Below are 20,835 nucleotides of genomic sequence, written 5' to 3' on the forward strand. Positions count from 1 at the left end.
AGCGTGGTGGCGACGAGTTCCCGGACGGTCCGCGACGAGGTCGCCGAACTCCTGGGGGTCAGCGCAGACGACGTCGATCCCAACGCCGACCTGATCGCTTCCGGTCTCGATTCGATCCGGATGATGTCGCTGTCCGGCCGGTGGCGCAAGCAGGGCATCAACGTCGGATTCGCCGCCCTGGCAGCCAATCCCACCGTTGCCGCCTGGATGGAACTCGTCGCCGAGCACACCCCCGAGGCGCCGTCCACCGATCCCGCCCCCGCAACCGAGTCCGTCGCCGATGTCGACGGCGAACCTTTCCCGCTGGCACCGATCCAGCACGCCTTCTGGGTCGGCCGTAACCAGGACCAGCAACTCGGCGGTGTCGGCGCCCACCTGTACGTCGAATTCGACGGCGCCGGAGTCGATCCGCAGCGGCTACAGGCAGCGGCGGCCAAACTGGCCGCGCGGCATCCGATGCTGCGCGTCGAGATCCTGCCCGACGGCACCCAGCGGATCGGTGACCGGCCGTTGCCGGTTACCGTCTACGACCTCCGCGAGCTGGATGAGGCTGCCGCACAAGCGGAGTTGGAGGTGCTGCGGGAATCGAAGTCGCATCAGATGCTGCACGACGAGGTGCTGCAACTCAGCTTGTCGCTGCTGCCCGGCGGCCGCACCAGGCTGCATGTCGACATGGACATGCAGTGCGCGGATGCGGTCAGCTACCGCAACTTCATGGCCGACCTGGCCGCGTTCTACCGCGGCGCCGACCTGCCGGGTCTCGGCTACACCTACCGCGAGTACCGGGCCAAGCTGACGGCCTCGGTGCCACCGCCATCGCAGGAAGATCTGCAGTGGTGGGCCGACCGGGTCCCGGATCTGCCGGATCCGCCTGCACTGCCGTTGGTTCCGCTGTCGGATCAGCGCAACCCGCACCGCAGCATCCGGCTGTGGGAGACCCTCGACGTGCCGACCCGCGACGCATTGTTCGCGGCCGCGCACCGGCGGGGCGTCACCCCGGCCATGGCGGTCGGTGCGTCGTACGCCAACGCGCTGGCGCGCTGGTCGACACAGTCCAGGTTCCTGCTCAACCTGCCGATGTTCGGGCGGGAGCCGTATCACCCCGACGTGGACAAGTTGGTCGGTGACTTCACCTCCTCGCTGTTGCTCGACATCGACCTGACCGGGGCCGATACGGCCATGGCCAGGGCCCGGGTGGTGCAGGAGACGCTGCACGCCACCGCCGCCCATTCCTCGGTGTCCGGGCTCGACGTGCTGCGCGACATGAGCCGGCATCGCGGCAGTCAGACGCTGGCCACGATCGTCTACACCAGCGCGCTCGGGTTGGGCGATCTGTTCGCCGGTGACGTCACCGACCACTTCGGGGCGCCGGTCTGGACCATCTCGCAGGGACCCCAGGTGCTCATCGACGCTCAGGCGACCCCGATCGCCGAGGGCCTGATGATCAACTGGGATGTCCGGATCGAGGCGTTCCGGCCCGGTGTGGCCGAGGCCATGTTCGCCTACCATCTGGCCGAGCTGCGCCGGCTGGCCACTGACGACGCCGCCTGGGACGCTCCCGATCCGCCCGCGATCTCCGAGCCGCAGCGCCGCGTGCGCGCCGAGCTGAATGCGTCGGCGTCGGTTCCCAGCGGCGACGTACTCCACGCCGGCTTCCTGGCCAACGCGGCGGCCGATCCGGGCGCACCCGCGGTGTTCGGCAGGGCAGGCAACCTCACCTACGGCGAACTGCGGGACAAGGTGCTGGCGGTGGCGGCGGCCCTGCAGTCACGCGGGGTGTGCCACGGCGAAGTGGTCGCGGTGCTGGGTCCCAAGGGCGTCGACCAGGTGGTCGCGCTGCTGGCCATCTCGATGGTCGGAGCCGCTTATCTGCCGGTCGGGGTAGATCAGCCGGCCGACCGGGCCGCACGCATCCTGCACACGGGCGGGGTGGACTTCGCCCTGGTCTGTGGTTCGGGCTCGGACCATCCCGACCTGCCGCACCTGAGCGTTGCCGACGCCGAGATCGTCGGTGACCCAGCGCATTTCGAGCCGGTCCAGGTTGCTCCGTCGGACCTGGCGTACGTCTTGTTCACCTCGGGTTCCACCGGCGAGCCCAAGGGCGTCGAGATCACCCACGACGCCGCGATGAACACCATCGAGTTCATCAACGACCACTTCGAGATCGGCCCGGCCGACAAGTGTCTGGCGTTGTCGCACCTGGAGTGCGACCTGTCGGTGATCGACGTCTACGGCACCCTGCGTTCGGGTGGGTCGATGGTGGTCGTCGACGAGGAACACCGCCGCGATCCGGATGTCTGGGTCAAGCTGATCGACGAGCACCAGGTGAGCGTCCTGCATTTCCTGACCGGCTGGCTGGAGATGCTCGTAGCCGGCAGAGCCGGCGCATCGGGCACAGCCGCGGATGGCGGTTCGCTGTCCTCGCTGCGGGTGGTGCCCACCGGAGGTGACTGGGTGCGCCCGGACCTGGTGCGGGCATTGCGTGCCGCATCGCCGCGGGTGCGCTTCGCCGGGCTGGGCGGGGCCACCGAGACCGCGACCCACAACACCATCTTCGAAGTCGGACTCGGCGACGACGCGTTGCCGGCGCACTGGACCTCGGTGCCGTTCGGGGTCCCGCTGACCAACAACTGCTGCCGGGTGGTCGACGCTCGCGGTGAGGACTGCCCCGACTGGGTCCCGGGCGAGCTGTGGGTCGGTGGCCGCGGCATCGCCCGCGGATACCGCGGGCGTCCCGACCTGACCGCTGAACGCTTCGTCGAGCACGACGGTCGCCGGTGGTACCGCACCGGAGACCTGGTGCGGTGCTGGCCCGACGGCACGATCGAGTTCGTGGGCCGGGCCGACCACCGGATCAAGGTGAGCGGTTTCCGGATCGAGCTGGGCGAGGTCGAGGGCGCGCTGTGCCGGGTACCCGGCGTGGACGCGGCCGTCGCGGTCCTGGTGCCGGTCGACGGCGGTCACGATCTGCTCGGTGCGGTGGTGCGGGCAGATCAGGCCGGCCTGGATTCTGGATTGGATTCGGCGACGGTGGCCAGTGCGCTGGCCGAGCTGGTGCCCGCGCACATGATCCCGCAGGTTCTGCTGGTCGCCGACGAGATTCCCTACGCGCGGGGTAAGACCGACCGCACCGCGGTGATCCGCATGCTCTCGGCCGTCGGCGCCCCTGAGGCCCGCGGCTACCGCGCACCGTCGGACCCGCTGGAAACGGCCCTGTGCGCGATAGTCGGCGACGTTCTCGGACAGTCCGGCGTCGGCGTCGACGACGATTTCTTCGCCCTCGGCGGGGATTCGGTGCTGGCGACCCAGCTCGTGGCGCGGATCCGGGACTGGCTGGACACGTCGACCGTCATGGTCGCCGACGTCTTCGCGTCCCGCACGGTCGCGCAGATGGCCGCGCTGCTGGCCGGCCGGGAGGCCGGCTCGGACCGTTTGCGGCTGGTGTCCGAGGTGTATCTCGAGGTCACAGGCATGGACAGTGCCGATGTGGCCCAGGAGTTGGCACGCACGTCCCCAGAACCCGCATTAGGCAACTAAGGTTAGAGTTACTTCAGTTAGGGCAGGCTTTGCTTATCGTCAGGAGGTCGTTGTGAACACAGTGAGTCGCACGACTACGCAGACCGTGCAGGCAGCGGCGGCCGAACCGCTGCACCAGGGGTTCTTCGCGCATGTACACCGCGCGCCCGACGACATCGCGGTGATCGGCCCGACCACCCGCTGGACCTACGGGCAGTTGCGGGAGCAGGCCCTGGCAGTCTCGGGTGCGCTCGCGGTGGCCGGTGTCCGGGTCGGAGACCGAGTCGCCGTCGTGGGGCCCACCGGCCTGGACACCGTGATCGCCACGCTGGGGATCCTGGCGGCTGGCGGTGTCTGCGTCCCGATCGACTCCGCAGATCCGGCTGAGCCGGCCCTGGATCACACCGGCGTACGCATGGCGTTGTTCACCGGAGACGGGCCACCCAACTGGCTGCCGGCGCTCACCGTCTCCGAGGCGCTGCGGATCGGCGCACGCACGGGTGACGTGGCCCCGGTCCAGTCCGGGCCGGCTGACCCGGCCTTCCTCGGGTCAGTCGACGACAGCGGCTACGCGGTGGTGACACACGCCGCCGCGCGGCAGGCGGTCGTGGACATCAGCGGTCGGCTGGGCATCACCGCTGACGACCGCATCGGTGCGTTCTCGGCCGCCGGTGCGGCCGCGCCGATCCTCATGGTGCTGGTGGCGCTGACCGCAGGCGCACGCATCGTCGTCGCCGACGATGCGCCGCGCCGCAACCCCGAGCGGGGAATGAACGGTTTCGCCCTCGCCGTGCGGCATCGGGATGCGGTGGCCGCTCGCGACACCGCTGTGCCGTCGTGACGCACCCGGATACCCAGATCACGGTCAAGCCCTGGGTGAAGCGCTATCCAGGGTCCGAAAGCTCAACAGCCACATTGGTTTTTCCGCATGCCGGGGGAGCGGCGCTGGCCTACCGCGGGTTCGGGACGGCGCTGGCCGCCGCCGGATCCGATGCCTACGTCATGCAGTACCCGCAACGCGGTGACAGGCTGTCCCACCCGGCCGCGCCGACGGTGGCCGAACTCGCCAAGGACCTGTTCGACGCGGCCGACTGGGGAAGCGTAGGACCGATCCGGCTGTTCGGGCATTGCATGGGCGCGGTGGTGGCGTTCGAATTCGCCCGCATCGCAGAACGTCATGGTGTGGCGATCGACGCCCTCTGGGTGTCGGCGAGCGAGGCCCCGTCGGCGGTGGCGGCGGCCCCGGCGCTGCCGATGGCCGAGTCCGAGATCCTCGCCGAGATGGTCGATCTCGGTGGCACCGACGAAGCCCTGCTCGCCGACGAGGACTTCGTCGAACTGCTGTTGCTGGCGGTACGTGCCGACTACGCGGCCTTCAACCGGTACGCGTGTGACGCCGACGTGACGATCGCGGCCGACATCTATGCGGTGGGCGGCGAGAGTGACCACCGCATCAGCGAGGACATGTTGCGGCGCTGGGAATCCCACACCCGCGGCGCCTTCACCTGCACGATGTTCGACGGCGGGCACTTTTATCTCAATTCCCAGCTCGAGGATGTGGCGGAGCTGGTCAATGAGCTCTAGCGGGACGCCACCCGAGTTCGACGCCGCCGATCCGGTGGTGATCGTGGGAATGGCGCTGGAGGCTCCGGGTGGGATCGAGACCGCCGACGACTACTGGGCGCTGCTGACCGAGCAGCGTGAGGCGCTCGGCCGATTTCCCGGTGACCGGGGTTGGTCGCTGCGCGAACTGTTCGACGGCTCGCGCCGTGACGGATTCAAGCGTATCCACGATCTGGGTGGGTTCCTCAGCAGTGCAGCAACATTCGATCCCGCGTTCTTCGGTATTTCACCGCGTGAGGCGGTGGCGATGGATCCGCAGCAGCGCGTCGGTTTGCGCCTCGCGTGGCGCGCGCTGGAGAACAGCGGCGTCAACCCGGACGATCTGGCCGGACACGACGTGGGCTGCTACGTCGGTGCGTCGGGCCTGGAGTACGGGCCCGCCCTGTCGGAGTTCTCCCACCACAGCGGCCACCTGATCACCGGCACCTCGCTGGGCGTCATCTCCGGCCGGATCGCCTACACGCTGAATCTGTGCGGCCCGGCACTGACCGTCGACACGTCATGTTCGTCGGCGCTGACCGCATTCCACACCGCTGTCACGGCGGTCCGCGCGGGCGACTGTGACATGGCACTGGCCGGCGGCGTCTGCGTGATGGGCACACCCGGCTACTTCGTCGAGTTCTCCAAACAGCACGCCCTGTCCGATGACGGGCACTGCCGGCCCTACAGCGCACACGCCAGCGGAACGGTCTGGGCCGAGGGTGCCGCGATGTTCGTGCTCCAACGCAAATCCGCCGCGCTGCGAAACCGCCGGGACATCTTGGCCGAGGTCCGCGCCACCGCGGTGAACCAGGACGGCCGGACCACTGGCCTGACCGCCCCCAGTGGCAATGCCCAGCAGCGGCTGTTCGCCAAGGCGATCCAGCAGGCGGGCGTACGGCCGGAGGACGTCGGCATGATCGAGGGTCACGGCACCGGTACCCGGCTCGGCGACCGGACTGAATTGCGTTCGCTGGCACAGACTTACGGGGCCACCGCGCCGGGTGCGGGCGCCATGCTGGGGTCGGTGAAATCCAACGTCGGGCACTCCCAGGCTGCCGCGGGTGGTCTCGGCCTGGCCAAGGTCATTTTGGCCGCCGAACATGCGGCCATCCCGGCCACGTTGCACGTCGACGAAGCCAGCCGTGAGATCGACTGGGACGCCCAGGGTTTGCGGTTGGCCACCAAGCAGACCCATTGGCCCGCAATCGACGGACAGCGCGTCGGTGCGGTTTCGGCTTTCGGTATGAGCGGCACCAACGCGCACGCGATCATCTCGGTGCCCGAGGTGGCCGCGTGACCGAAGCCCACGAGCTGCCGGACGCGCGGACCCCCGTCCTGCTCAGCGCACACACCGAGGAACTGGTCGGCACCGACGCCGCGGCCATCCTGCGGTACCTGGATTCGCGTCCGGCGGTGAGCGCCGACGATGTCGCCGCCACCTTGCTGGCCACCCGCCGACTGCGTCGTCACCGTGCCGTGGTGCGGGCCGGCGATCGCGACGAGCTCACCGCGGGTCTGCGTGCCCTGGCCGAGGACGCCGAGCATCCGCTGGTCACCCGCGCTCAGGCCGGCGCGGCGGCATCGGGTTCGAGTGGCCGCATCGCGTTCGTGTTTCCCGGGCAGGGCAGCCAGTGGCCGTCGATGGGCGTGCAAGCCTACGACCGGCTGCCGGTCTACCGGGCCGAGGTGGACAAGTGCGCGGCGCTCTTCGCGGCCACCGGTGCCGCCTCAGTACTGGATTACCTGCTGGCTGAACCGGATTCGGGTGCGGTTACCAACGACTTCTCCCAGGTGCAGATCCAGGGCGCCCAGTTCGTCCACGGTGTGGCACTGGCCGCGGTGTGGCGTTCCTGCGGGGTGCTGCCCGATATCACCGTGGGCCACAGTCTGGGTGAGATCGGTGCGGCCTACGTCGCCGGCAGCATCACCCTGTCCGAGGCGGTAGCCGTGGTCACTGCCCGCGCGACGGTACTCGACCGGCTGACCGGGCCGTACCGGGTCGCGGTTCTCGGGATCACGCCCGACGAGGCGTCGAAGGTGGTTGCCGAGACGCCGGGTTGGCTCGAAGTGTCGGTGGTGAACTCGAGGTCGTCGGTCGCGGTGTCGGGGGACACCGATGCGGTGGCGGCGGCCGTGGCGGCCGTGGCCGGACGCGGATCGTTCGCCAAGGAAATCGAGATGTGGTTCCCGGCGCACACCACCGCGCTCGACTCGGCGCGCGACGAACTCGAATCGATGCTGCCTGCGGCGCAATTCGTTGAATCGCCGGTGCAGTTCATCGGCTCGGCCACCGCCGATGTGGTCGAGGCGGGCACCGGTTTCGCCGACTACTGGTACACCAACCTGCGCAGCACCGTGCGATTCGACCGGGCCGTCGAGGCCGCGGCGCGGCGCGGCGCGCAGATCTTCGTGGAACTGTCCGCGCACCCGGCATTGCTGTTCGCCATGGGGGACCTGCTCGACGACGCCGACGACCTCACCGGTGGTCCTGTGCTCATGGTCGGATCGGGTCGACGCGACGAACCGATCACCGAGCGGCTCAGTGCCAACATCGTCTCGGTGGCGATGGCCGACGCCGGATACCGCTGGGGCGACCTCCCCAACCAGTCGACCGGCCGGTTGCGTGATTTCCCGTTCGCACCCATGCGGGCCGAACATCTGTGGGCGACACCGCAACCGTTGCCTTCGGTCGCCGGTCTGACAGTCAGCGTGCAGCGCTGGGAGAAGGCTGCGCCGCGGAACCTGCCGGTCGGACAGCGTCGTGTGGCGGTGCTGGACCTGTCCTCCGGACACGGCTCGGCTGCCGCGTTGACCAGCGCCCTCGACGAGGTGCCGGGTGCCACCGCCGCCGCTCCCAGCGCCGCCGACCTGCTGGTCGTGGTGGCGCCGGTGTCCGACGATCTCGATCCGGTGGCGGCGGCAGAAACCTTGAGCCGGCGTATCGACGACGGTCTGCTCGGCTACCTCGATGCGATCACCACCGAGACCCGCGACGTGTGGCTGGTGACCGTGGGTGGTGAGCAGGTCGTCGGTGAGCGGTCCGCACGACCGGAAGCCGCAGCCTTGGCGGCCATGCACCGAAGCCTCGGCTACGAACACCCCGACCAGGAGTTCCGGCAGCTGGACCTGCCGCCGGCCGTCCCGGATCCGGTCACCGCGGCCGCCGCCCTCACCACGATGCTGACCGCGGCCGAGGATATCGCGCTGCGGGACAACGGGTCCGGCCCGGCCCCCTGGCGCCGGGAGATGCGTGCCGACACATCAGACGCCCGGACGTGGACCGCGGATTCGGGAATCTTCGACGAGGTGGTCATCACCGGCGGGGCCGGCGCGGTGGGCCGGCACTTTGCCCGCCAGCTGGCCGAGCAGGGCGCACGACGTATCGTGCTGCTCAGCCGCAGCGGACTCGACGACCAGCAAATCTGCGCGCTGACCGCCGGCGGAACTGAGATCGTCGCACCCCGGTGCGATCTCACCGACCCAGCTCAGATCGCCGCGACCATCGCCGAACTGGAGATCGGCCCGGCATCGCTGGTGATCCACGCGGCCGCGTCGGCCACGATCGCCCCGGGCGGGGAACTCACCGGCGCGAGCGTGCGGGATACGTTCGCGGCCAAGGTGACCGGACTGGCCAATCTCACCGCGGCCTGGCCGCTGCGCCCAGATGCCCGGATCGTGTTGTGTTCCTCGGTATCTGGCCTGTGGGGCGGCTACGGCCACGCCGCGTACTCGGCGGCCAACCGGCTGCTCGACGCGCTCGGCGGACAGCTTCGGGCCTCGGGCAAGCACTGCACCGCGGTGCGGTGGGGCCTGTGGCAGGGCGACGGAATCATCGACTCGGCCGAGGTCAGCCGAGTCGAGCGGTCCGGCCTGCGGGCCATGGTCCCTGAGCTTGCGGTCGAGGCCGGGCTGCGGGATTACCCGGCCGATCCGCTGGTGTTCAGCGCCGACGCCGAGCGCCTGCGGACCTTCCTCGGTGGCGTGCAAGAACCCGCTGCGGCAGTCGACGACGCCCCCGAGGCGCCGGACAGCGAAGCAGCCGACGCCACCGGTGCGATGTGGATTGCGCTGGGGGCCGTGCTGAAGCTCAGCGACACCTCCGCACTGGATCTCGACACGTCGCTGCTGGATCTGGGGGTCGACTCCCTGCTGGCAATCGACCTGCGCAAGAAGCTCAAGAAAGCCACCGGCAGATCAGTGCCGCTGGCCACCATCCTCGGTGGCGCCACCGCCTCCGAATTGATCGAGCATTTGGAAAGACCTGAAAAGGAAGCATTTTCGCGTGACTGACATGGTTAGTGCCGATCCGGCAGCTCCCCGCACCTCCGATGCGCGTCTGGAGCTGATGCGGCGCAGGCTTGCCGAGCGGGGCCTGGCGGCGTCGGGTGCGGAATCCGGGCCAGCGACGGGCACCGAAAGCGCGCCGGTCGACCCGACCGTGCTGTCCGACGGGCAGCGCCGGATGTGGTTCGTGCAGGGATTCGACCCGAGCGGCGTGCTGCTCAACATCTCTTTGTCCTACCGGCTGCACGGGGTGATCGATCCCGAAAAGCTCCACGAAGCCCTCAATGCCGTGGCGCGGCGGCACCCGATCCTGCGCACCACCTATCGCGCTGACGAAAACGGCGAGCCCACCGCAACGGTCCACGATGACCTGGCGCCGGGGTGGGCGGTTCATGATCTGTCCGACAAATCCGAACGGGCGCGCAAGCTGCGTCTGGAGGTGCTGGCCCAGCGTGAGTTCGGCACCGCCTTCGACCTGAGCAGCGATTCCCCGCTACGTATCTCGTTGATCAAGACCGGACCGGCCGAACACGTGATGCTGCTCGTCGCACATCACATCGCCTGGGACGACGGATCGTGGCGGGTGTTCTTCGCCGACTTGACCCGGGCCTATTCCGGCGAGCAGCTTGCCGAGACGCCGAGCGTGACGGTGTCCGCAGCCGGCGACGACGACGAGGATCTGGCGTACTGGCGTGAGGTACTGGCGAACCCGCCGGAGCCGCTGGAGTTGCCCGGCCCGGCAGGGTCGGTGGTACCCAACGGTTTTCGGTCACAACGCAGCACCGTGCGGTTGTCTGCCGAGACGGTTGCGCGGGTTTCGGCGCTGGCCCGCGAGACCGGTGCCACGCCCTACATGGTGCTGCTGGCCGCCTTCGGCGCACTCATCTACCGCTACACCCACACCGACGATTTCCTGATCGCCACCCCGGTCCTGAATCGCGACACCGACGAAACCATCGGCTACTACGGCAACACGGTGGCGATGCGGCTGCGGCCGCAGGGCTCGGCCGGGTTCCGGGAGTTGGTGGCAGCCACCAGGGACACCGCAATTGGTGCGTTCGCACACCAGCGGGTCAATCTCGATCGGGTGGTGGCCGAGCTCAACCCGGACCGGCGCCACGGCGCCGAGCGGATGACGCGGGTGAGCTTCGGGTTCCGCGAGCCCGACGGCGGCGGGTTCAGTCCCGACGGTGTGACAAGCGAGCGGGCCGACCTGCGCGGGCAGCACACCCAGCTGCCACTGGGCTTCATGGTCGAGCTCGACGCAGACGGCGCGGTGGTGGAAGCCGAGCACCTGACCGAGGTGCTCGATGCCGAACTCGCCGCGCAGATGCTGCGGCACTTCGCCGTACTGCTCGACAGCGCACTCGGCGAGCCCGATCGGCCGCTGTCGCGGCTGGAATTGTTCACCGCCCAGGACGCCGAGTGGCTGCGCGCGGTGTCCACCGGTGAGCAGTTCGAGACGCCGGCGACCACCCTGGCGGCGCTGGTCACCGAGCAGGCCGTCCGCACCCCCGACGCCGTCGCGGTGGTCTACGAGGGACGGCACTACACCTATCGCGAGCTCAACGAGTCGGCAAACCGGTTGGCGCACTGGCTGATCAAACAAGGTATCGGCACCGAAGACCGGGTGGCGGTGCTGTTGGAGAAGTCGCCCGAACTGGTCGTCACGGCACTGGGCATCGTGAAGGCCGGTGCGGTGTATCTGCCGGTCGACCCGACCTACCCCGAGGACCGGCTCACCTACATCCTGTCCGACTCCAACCCGAAAACCATCCTGCGCGAGCCGGTTACCGGGCTGGAGAATTACCCGGCCACCGATCCCACCGACGCCGAGCGGGTGCGGCCGCTACGCCCGGACAACACCGCATACCTGATCTACACGTCGGGGTCCACTGGTCTGCCCAAGGGTGTGCCGGTGCCGCACCGGCCGATCGCCGAGTACTTCGTCTGGTTCGGCGGCGACTACCAGGTGTCCGAGGACGAGCGCCTGCTGCAGGTGGCCTCGCAGAGCTTCGACGTGTCGATCGGTGAGATCTTCGGCATGCTGGCCGCCGGTGCACGCCTGGTGATCCCGAAGCCGGGCGGCCTGGGTGACATCGGATATCTCACCGACCTGCTGCGCAACGAGGGCATCACCTCGATGCACTTCGTTCCGTCTCTGCTCGGTCTGTTCCTGTCGCTGCCGGGTGTCAACGAGTGGCGCACGCTGCAGCGCGTGCCGATCGGTGGAGAGGCACTGCCCGGCGAGATCGCCGACAAGTTCCTGGCCACGTTCGACTCCCTGCTGCACAACTTCTACGGACCCACCGAAACAGTGCTCAACTGCACCCGCTACAAGGTGGAGGGCAAGCAGGGCGCGCGGATCGTGCCGATCGGCACGCCGAAGATCAACACCACGATTCACCTGCTCGACGATGCGCTGCAGCCCGTGCCGGTCGGGGTGATCGGTGAGATCTACATCGGCGGAACACATGTGGCGCACGGATACCACGACCGTCCGCGGCTGACCGCCGAGCGGTTCGTCGCCGACCCGTTCAATCCCGGCGGACGGATGTATCGCTCGGGTGACTTGGCCCGGCGCAACGCCGACGGTGACATCGAATTTGTCGGCCGCGCCGACGAGCAGGTCAAGATCCGTGGCTTCCGAATCGAACTGGGTGAGGTTTCCGCGGCCATCTCCGTCGACCCATCGGTGGGCCAGGCCGTGGTGGTGGTCAGCGACCTGCCGTCGCTGGGCAAGAGCCTCGTCGCCTACATCACGCCCGCCGCCGGCGCCGAGCGAGTGGAGATCGACCGCATCCGGGCCAGGGTGACTGCTGCGTTGCCCGAGTACATGATCCCGGCGGCGTTCGTCGAGCTCGCCGAGATCCCGATCACCGCGCACGGCAAGATCGACCGCCGGGCGCTGCCCGAGCCGGAGATCCGTTCGGCCACCGAATTCCGTGCCCCGGAGACCGAGACCGAGCACGCGATCGTCGCCCTGTTCGGTGAGTTGCTCGAGCGCGACGGGGTCGGAGCCGACGATTCGTTCTTCGATCTGGGCGGTCACTCACTGCTGGCCACCAAACTTGTCGCTGCCGTTCGGGCTCGTTGCGGCGTCGAGCTCGGCGTGGCCGACGTCTTCGAGAACGCCACGGTGGCCGGCCTGGCGGCCAAGGTCGACGAGCTTCGCGACTCGGGTCTGGGCGCCGGTCTGCCTGCCATCGTCGCCACCGCCCATGACGGTCCGGCGCAGATGTCGGCGGCCCAGCACCGCCAGTGGTTCCAGTTCCGGATCGACGGCCCCAACCCGGTCAACAACGTGCCATTCGCCGCACGACTGACCGGCCCCTGCGATGTCGAGGCCCTGACCGCCGCGGTCAGCGACATCGTGGCCCGGCATGAGATCCTGCGCACCACCTACCGCGAAATCGACGGTGTGCCATACCAGGTGGTCCATCCCGTCGCCCCGGTGACGGTGCGTCGCGCCGACGGCGTCGGTGAAGATTGGGTGCAGGGCGAGCTCGATGCCGAACGGCGACACTGCTTCGACCTGGAGAACGAGTGGCCGGTCCGCGCGGCGATATTGTCGCCCCGATACTCACGTGATTCTTGCTCCTCGCGTGAGCAGCACGTGCTCTCGCTGGTGGTGCACCACATCGCCGCCGACCACTGGTCCGGCACGGTGCTGTTCACCGACCTGCTGACCGCCTACCATGCCCGCCGCGCCGGACACGCACCCGAGTGGGCGCCGTTGCCGGTACAGTACGCGGACTTCGCGGCCTGGCAGGCCCAGCTGCTCTCCGGCGACGACGAGCGCGTCGAGGAACAACGTTCCTACTGGACAACGCAACTCGCCGGGCTGTCGGCAGACACAGACGTCGAGAACGGCCTGCAGCCGGACTTCCCGAGGCCGCCGGTGCCGACCGGTGAGGGCAAGGCGCTCGACTTCAAGATCGATCCGGCTTTGCGCGGCAAGCTCGTCGAGCTCAGCCGTGAACTCGGGGTCACCGAGTTCATGGTGCTGCAGGCAGCCGTCGCGATCGCCCTGCACAAGGCCGGCCAGGGCACCGACATCGCGCTGGGCACCCCGGTGGCCGGGCGTACCGCGCCCGAACTCGATGCGCTGATCGGGTTCTTCATCAACATCGTGGTGCTGCGCAACGACCTGTCGGGCAACCCGACCTTGCGTGAGGTGCTGCGGCGGTCCCGCGATATGGCGCTGGCCGCCTACAAGCATCAGGACCTGCCGTTCGACCGGGTCGTCGACGCGGTGAGCCCGGTGCGTTCGCTGGCGCGCAACCCGCTGTTCGGTGTGGTGGTGCACGTGCGTGAGGACATGCCGGCCGAGCAGGTCATCGACACCGGCGCCGACGGTGAAACCCGTTTCACCGCACTGGAACCCACCTTCGACGTGGCCCACGCCGACTTGTCGCTCAACTTCTTCGCGCAAGCCGGCTCCGACGCCGGTTACAAGGGCACCGTCATCTACCGCACCGAGCTCTACGAGGCGGCCACCGCGCAGCGTCTGGTGAAGTGGCTGCAACGCATCGTCGAGGCCTTCGCCGTTGACGCCGATCAGACGGTGCGCGACATCGCGGTCATCGATGAGTCCGAACGTGACCTGCTGGTCGACGACTGGAGTCGTAAAGCGGTGCCGCCGGCCGGACTGCCGCAGACCGCGGGCGCCGACCGCGTCTACCTGCTCGACGAATGGTTCCAGCCGGTGGCCATCGGCGTCACGGGGGACATCTATTACGCAGGGGGTGCGGTCGGCCGTGCAGCCGGAGCCGCCCGGACTGCCAGTGAACTCGCCGCGCAGCGCTTCGCGCCCAATCCTTTTGGGGACGGCCACGTGTATCGCACCGGTGACCGGGGGCGCTGGACCACCGACGGCCGGCTGGAGCCGATCACCACCGGTGAGCCCCGGCTGCAGGCCGCACTGGAAGCGCTCGACGGGGTGGCGGTCGCGGCGACCCGGCATTGGGACATTCGGGGCGCGACCACGCTGGCCGGCTACCTGGTGGCCGAGCCGACGGCCGCCGACGGCGAAACTCTTCTGGAGAGTGTGCGGGCCGCGCTGGGCGAGGAATTCGCCGGCGCCGTGCTCACTGTGGTCGACAACATCGAGTCGGCCTCCCTGACCCGGCCGCGGGTGGCCGCGGCGGCACCGTCGGAACCGCCGGCCACCGCCACCGAGCAGACGCTCGCGGCCATGCTCGTCGACCTGCTCGATGCCACCGAGGTCGGCCGGTACGACGACTTCTTCACCTTGGGCGGCGACAGCATCCTGGCCGTGCAGTTGGCCGCGCGGGCGCGTGACGCCGGTATGGCCTTGACGGCCCGCATGGTGTTCGAGCACCCGGGGCTGGCGGACCTGGCCACTGCGGTGGATGCGGCGGGCACCCAGGCCTCAGCCGCAGATGTGCATCACGAGCCGATGTCCGCATCGGGTCTGTCGCCCGACGAACTGGCTGCGCTGACCGCGGGATGGGGCCAGGGCCAGGGGACCTCGACGTGACGACCACCGGGACACCGCCCGGCGTCGAGGACGTGCTGGCGCTCAGTCCCCTGCAACAAGGGCTCTACTCGCTGGCCGGCCTGACCGAAGATGACGGCGGCCCTGATCCATATGTCATCGCGATGGCCGCCGACGTCGACGGCGCGTTGGACGCCGAGCTGTTGCGGACCTGCGCCGAGGCGATGCTGGTGCGGCATCCGAACCTGCGGGCCAGCTTCTTTCAGGGAAACCTGAGCCGCCCGGTCGCGGTGGTTCCCGCCGCGACCGAATTGCCCTGGCGGCAGTTGCAGGCCGATGACGAGCAGGCGCTCATCCTCGAAGCCGAGGAACGGGCCCGGCGGTTCGACCTCGGACGCGGGCCGCTGATCCGCTTCCTGCTCATCGAGAAGCCGGGGCTGCGTTGGCGTCTGGTGATCGTTGCCCATCACATCGCGATCGACGGCTGGTCGCTTCCGGTTTTCGTCGGGGAGCTGCTCGCGCTGTACGGGGCCAACGGCGACGCGACCGCATTGCCGGCCGCGGTGCGTCCGTACCGCGACTACATCGGCTGGTTGGCCGGCCGCGATCAGCAGGCCAGCCGAGCGCGCTGGCAGGCCCATCTGTACGGCCTGGATGCCCCCACGATGTTGTCCCCGGCGCTGGCGGGCCGGGAGACACAGCCGGGCCTGCCGTCGCGCACCGAGGTGCACCTCGACGAGCAAAAGTCCGCCGCGATCTTCGAGGCCGCCCGGCAACGCGGCGTCACCGTCAACACGCTGTTCCAGATGGCTTGGGCCACCATCCTTTCGGTCTTCACCGACCGTACCGATGTGGTGTACGGCGTCACGGTGTCGGGCCGGCCGGACGAGCTGGCCGGCGTCGAGTCGATGGTCGGTCTGTTCATCAACACCGTGCCGTTGCGGGTTCGGGTGGATCCCGGCGTGCCGGTCGGCAGCCAATGCCTGGCGCTGCAGCGTGAGGCCGCCGAACTACGTGAGCACAGTTATCTCAGCCACACCGAGTTGCGTTCGCTCGGCGGTATCGGCGAGCTGTACGACACGCTGCTGGTGTACGAGAACTTCCCGCCCGGCGGTCTGGTGGGCAGCGACGAGTTCGAGCTCGGCGGGGCGGTGCTGCGTCCCTCGGCCCTGGAGAGCCTGTCGCACTTCCCGGTGACCATCGCCGCGCATCCGACCCACGGCCGGCTCACGGTGCTCGTCGAAACCCTCGACGGCGCACTGGGGTTGGTCGACCCACAGGCTCTGGGACTGCGGGTGCTGGCTGTGGTGCAGCGGCTGTTGGACCGCTGGGAGCGTCCGCTGCGCGAGGTCGCTGTCACGCTCGACGACGATCTGCAACCGGCCGGCGCACCGGCCATCGCCGGTGAGGACCGAGCCCACACCGGCTTTCACACCGTCTTCAGCGCGAACGCCGAGGAGCGGCTCGGCTCGGTGGCGCTGAGTTGGGACGGCGGAGAGCTCAGCTACCGCGAGCTCGATGACGCCGCCGATCGCCTGGCCGCCGAGCTCATCCGGCGCGGGGTGGGCAACGAGACCCCGGTCCCGATCCGGTTGCGCCGCGGGCCCGACTACGTGGTGGCGATGCTCGCGGTGCTCAAGGCGGGGGCGATGATCGTGCCGCTCGACCCGGCCATGCCCGATGAGCGGGTGGCCGAGATCCTGCGCCAGATCGGTGCGGGCCCGCGCGCGCTCGTCGTCGACGAGACGCTGCTGGCCTCCATCGACTCCGAGCCCGAGGCCGGCTACCGGCCCGCACCGGTACGTCCCGGGCAGGGCGCGTATGTAGTGTTCACATCGGGTACCACCGGAAAGCCCAAGGGCGTCATCGGAACCCATCAGGCCCTGCTTGCCTACTGCGCCGACCATGCCCACCAGGTGTTGCAGCCCGCTGCCAAGCGTCTGGGCCGCCCGCTGCGGGTGGCGCACGCCTGGTCGTTCACCTTCGACGCGGCCTGGCAGCCGCTGGCCGCCCTGCTCGCCGGGCACACGGTGCACATCGTCTCCGACGACGTGCAGCGCGATGCGGAGGCGCTGGTGGACACCATCGGGCGCTTCGCGATCGACATGATCGACACCACCCCGTCGATGTTCGCCTCGCTGCGGGCCGCCGGCCTGCTCAGCCGCGTGCCGTTGGCGGTGCTCGCGCTCGGCGGCGAAGCCATCGACACCGCGACCTGGCAGGGGATCCAGGCCGAATGTGAACGTACCTGGATGTCGGCACACAACTGCTACGGACCGACCGAGACCACGGTGGAAGCCGTCGTGGCCACCATCGCCGAGCACCGGCAGCCGTGCATCGGTCATCCCACTGAGTCGACCGCGGCCTACGTGCTCGACAGGTGGCTGCGTCCGGTTCCCGACGGCATCTACGGCGACTTGTATCTGGCCGGTGGGCAATTGACCCGCGGATACCTCGGTAGGCCTGGAGAGACAGCCGCGCGGTTCGTCGCAGACCCGTTCACGCCGGGCGGGCGCATGTACCGCACCGGCGATGTGGTGCGCCGACGAGCGGACTCGAATGCCCTCGAATTTCTGGGCCGCAGCGACGATCAGGTCAAGATCCGTGGCTTCCGGGTGGAACCCGGCGAGGTGGCCGCAACGCTGCACGCCCATCCCGGGGTTCGGCATGCCCACGTGGCGGTACGGCACCACCGCAGCGGGCCGCGACTGGTCGCCTATGTGGTCACCGACACCCAGCCCGGCGAGCTGCGCCGCATGTTGACCACCGCGCTGCCAAGGCATCTGGTGCCACACCACATCGTGGCGGTCGACGAGATTCCGCTGACCACCAACGGCAAAGTCGACGATGCCGCACTGGCCGCGGTCGGCACCGGTACGTCCGCCGAAGGGGCCGAACAGCCGGCCACCGAGACCGAGCGGGTGCTCGCCGAGGTGCTGGCCGAGGTTCTTGGGACACCCGAGGGTTCCGGTGTCGATGTCACCGCCGACTTCCTCGATCTCGGGCTGGACAGCATCGTGGCGCTGTCGGTCGTGCAGGCAGTGCGGCGCCGCGGTGTGGCGTTGCGCGCCCGGTTGATGCTGGACTGCGCCACCATTCGCGAACTCGCGGCCGCGGTCGACGCCGACGCGGCGGCCGTCGAGCGCTCCGAGGGTGCGACCGACGAAGCGCCGGAAACGTTGGGCCCCATCCCGCTGCTGCCCAACGGGCGGTGGCTGTACCAATACGGCGACCCACGCCGGCTCGCCCAGACCGAGGTGTTCCGGCTGCCGGGCGACATCACCCGCCCGCACCTGGAAGCCCTGTTGCGCAACGTGATCGACGGCCACGAGGTGTTGCGTACCCGGCTGGACCGCGATGCTGGTGCGTTGGTTGCGCACACGCCGGGCGAGGTGCTCTCGGAAGCGACCGGCGCCGGTGACCTCAACGCCGCGGTTGCCGAACAGGCCGAGCTCTCGGTGCAGCGCATGGATCCACAGAACGGATCGATGCTCGACGCGGTCTGGTTGCACCACCCTGCGGTGCACGGTGGCCTGCTGATCCTGACCGCCCACGTGCTGGCGCTCGATCCGGCCTCGTGGCGGATCCTGGTCGGCGAACTCGAAAACGCCTGGCATGCCCTGGCTTCCGGACGCACTCCGTTGCCGGTCCGCGAACACACGTCGTTACGGCGGTGGTCGCGTCTGCTCGCCGAACGGGCGGCCGAGCTCGACACCTGCGACTTCTGGGAGCGGCAGTTCGAGGGCGAGGACCCCGACATCGGTGCCCGCCGGATCGATCCCACCACCGACCGGATGGCGGGCGTGACCATCACGATGTCCCTCGCCGATCCCCAGGTGACTGCCCGCCTGCTGACCGGCCCGGTCCCGGTGACCGATGTGCTGGCCGCGGCTACGGCTCGCGCCCTGACTGATTGGCGTCGCCACCGGAACCAGCCGACCCCGGCGGCGCTGCTGGCGCTGGAGACCCACGGTCGGTCCGACGCCGTGGTGTCACAGCACGACGAGGTGGACACCGGTGACACCGCCGGTCTGCTCAGCATGATCTACCCGCTGCGGCTGAAAGCCGACGACGCCCGCGGCGTGACCGCGCAGATGGCAACGATCCCCGGCGATGCGATCGACTATGGGCTGCTGCGTTATCTGCGCGAGGACACCGCCGAACGGCTGAGCGCGCACCGTGATCCGCAGGTGCTGCTCAACTACCTGGGCCGGATCGAGCTCGATGCATCAGATCATGCGCTGCTGCAGGACCGGTCGCTGCAGACCGATGTGACCCCGATTCCCGAACCGAATGTCGCTGTGCGCCACGAGTTGACGATCATGGCCGCGGTGATCGACCGCGACGGGTCCGCCGTGCTCGGCACCCAATGGCGGACCCTGCCCGACATTCTGTCCGCCGATGACATCGCCGCCATGCAGGCGATGTGGCTGGACGCATTGCGAGAGGTGTTGCGAGAGGTGACCACATGAGTGCCCCATCGGCCCCCACCTTGGCCGTCATCGGAGCCGGACCCAAGGCGATCGCTGTCGCGGCCAAAGCCGCTGAGTTGCGGGCGATGGGCGTGCCGGCACCGGAGGTCGTCGTCGTCGAGCGGTCCGGGGTGGCCGCCAACTGGCAGGCCGTCGGCGGCTGGACCGACGGCAACCATCGTCTGGGTACCGGACCCGAAAAGGACGTCGGTTTCCCGTACCGGTCGTCTCTGGTGCCACGGCGCAATGCCGAACTCGACGAGCGGATGACCCGGCACAGCTGGCAGGCCTACCTGATCGCCACCGGAGGATTTGCCGAATGGGTGGACCGCGGCCGGCCCGCCCCGACCCACAAGCGCTGGAGTCAGTACTTGGGTTGGGTGGCCGACGACATCGGTATGACCGTGGTTTCCGGTGAGGTGGAACAGATCTCGGTCGACGCGGATGCACAACGGTGGGTCCTGCACACCGCAGAGGACGCAGTCAGCGCCGACGGTCTGATGATCACCGGGCCCGGGCAGGCCGAACGCTCGGTGCTGCCGGGCAACCCCCGGGTGATGTCGATCGCGCAGTTCTGGCATCAGGCCGGCAAGCATGAGCTCATCACGGCCGAGCGCGTGGCGGTGATCGGCGGCGGCGAGACGGCCGCGTCGATGCTCAACGAGCTTTTCCGCCACCGGGTTTCGACCATTACGGTGATCTCGCCGACGGTCACCCTGTTCACCCGTGGTGAAGGATTCTTCGAGAACACCCTGTTCTCGGATCCCACCGGATGGACCGGGCTGACGCTGGCCGAGCGCCGGGATGCGCTGGCGCGCACCGACCGTGGTGTGTTCTCGGCACGAGTGCAGGATGCCTTGCTGGCCGACGACCGGATCCGGCACCTGCGTGGCCGGGTGGCGCACGCGGTGGCACGTGACGAGCGGATCCGGTTGACGCTGTCTACCAACACCGGGGGTGAAGCGGTCGAGACCGTGCACGGCTTCGATCTGGTGATCGACGGGTCCGGCGCCGACGCGTTGTGGTTCGCCCCGTTGTTCAGCCAGGACGCGCTGGACCTGCTCGAGCTGGGCCTCGGCGGTCCGCTGACCAGTGAAACGCTGCAGGAGAACGTCGGCCATGATCTGGCGCTCACCGATGTGTTCCCCAAGTTGTTCCTTCCGGGGCTGGCCGGGCTCACTCAAGGCCCGGGCTTCCCGAACCTGAGCTGCCTCGGCCTGTTGTCCGACCGTGTGCTGGGCGCCGACCTGGCCCACCCCTCGATGAGGAGACTCGATGAGTACCAATCCGTTCGATGACGAGAACGCCACGTTCTATGTCCTGGTCAACGCCGAGGACCAGCACAGCCTGTGGCCGGCGTTCGCCGATCTGCCGGCCGGCTGGCGGGTGGTCTTCGGCGAGGCCGGTCGGGCTGAATGCCTGGACTACGTGGAGGCCAACTGGACCGATCTACGGCCCGGCAGCCTGCGTGAGGCGATGAGTAGCAGCACCTGACGC

The 20,835-nt window shown here is 69.1% G+C and carries 9 protein-coding genes; all 9 read left to right on the forward strand.

All coding sequences use genetic code 11. The features are described from left to right. The first annotated feature begins 3 nt into the window (after window positions 1-3). From E0T84_RS11330 to E0T84_RS11370, 9 genes are read left to right on the forward strand one after another with little or no spacing between them, the layout of a single operon-like run. The gene (locus E0T84_RS11330) at window positions 4-3,537 is read left to right on the forward strand and encodes a non-ribosomal peptide synthetase (protein ID WP_138744496.1); all 3,534 of its coding nucleotides are present in this window, start codon (window positions 4-6) and stop codon (window positions 3,535-3,537) included. A 52-nt stretch (window positions 3,538-3,589) separates the two neighbouring features. Further along, window positions 3,590-4,357, forward strand: a complete 768-nt coding sequence (locus tag E0T84_RS11335) for an AMP-binding protein (RefSeq protein ID WP_138744497.1) — start codon at window positions 3,590-3,592, stop codon at window positions 4,355-4,357. Beyond that, window positions 4,354-5,100 carry a thioesterase II family protein gene (locus E0T84_RS11340; RefSeq protein ID WP_138744498.1) on the forward strand — a complete coding sequence of 249 codons (747 nt, stop codon included), beginning with the start codon at window positions 4,354-4,356 and terminating at the stop codon, window positions 5,098-5,100. Before E0T84_RS11335 ends, E0T84_RS11340 begins: the two co-directional genes overlap by 4 nt. Continuing rightward, entirely contained in the window at window positions 5,090-6,418 is a 1,329-nt protein-coding gene (locus tag E0T84_RS11345; RefSeq protein ID WP_138744499.1) for a polyketide synthase, read from the forward strand. The genes E0T84_RS11340 and E0T84_RS11345 overlap by 11 nt, the downstream gene beginning before the upstream one ends. Then, on the forward strand, window positions 6,415-9,411 hold the full coding sequence (gene mbtD, locus E0T84_RS11350; RefSeq protein WP_138744500.1) for a mycobactin polyketide synthase MbtD: 2,997 nt from the start codon (window positions 6,415-6,417) through the stop codon (window positions 9,409-9,411). Before E0T84_RS11345 ends, mbtD begins: the two co-directional genes overlap by 4 nt. 1 nt (window position 9,412) lies before the next feature. Further along, the gene (locus E0T84_RS11355; protein ID WP_249383620.1) at window positions 9,413-14,908 is read left to right on the forward strand and encodes a non-ribosomal peptide synthetase; all 5,496 of its coding nucleotides are present in this window, start codon (window positions 9,413-9,415) and stop codon (window positions 14,906-14,908) included. Next, the gene (locus E0T84_RS11360) at window positions 14,905-19,338 is read left to right on the forward strand and encodes a non-ribosomal peptide synthetase (protein ID WP_138744502.1); all 4,434 of its coding nucleotides are present in this window, start codon (window positions 14,905-14,907) and stop codon (window positions 19,336-19,338) included. Before E0T84_RS11355 ends, E0T84_RS11360 begins: the two co-directional genes overlap by 4 nt. Continuing rightward, complete coding sequence (mbtG, locus tag E0T84_RS11365; RefSeq protein WP_070943441.1) at window positions 19,335-20,636, forward strand: NADPH-dependent L-lysine N(6)-monooxygenase MbtG; 1,302 nt, start codon at window positions 19,335-19,337, stop codon at window positions 20,634-20,636. Before E0T84_RS11360 ends, mbtG begins: the two co-directional genes overlap by 4 nt. Next, the gene (locus tag E0T84_RS11370; protein ID WP_070943440.1) at window positions 20,614-20,832 is read left to right on the forward strand and encodes an MbtH family protein; all 219 of its coding nucleotides are present in this window, start codon (window positions 20,614-20,616) and stop codon (window positions 20,830-20,832) included. The genes mbtG and E0T84_RS11370 overlap by 23 nt, the downstream gene beginning before the upstream one ends. Window positions 20,833-20,835: the final 3 nt, after the last annotated feature.

The sequence above is a fragment of the Mycobacterium sp. DBP42 genome (genome assembly GCF_005924235.1).
In the GTDB taxonomy this organism is placed as follows: Bacteria; Actinomycetota; Actinomycetes; order Mycobacteriales; family Mycobacteriaceae; genus Mycobacterium; species Mycobacterium syngnathidarum.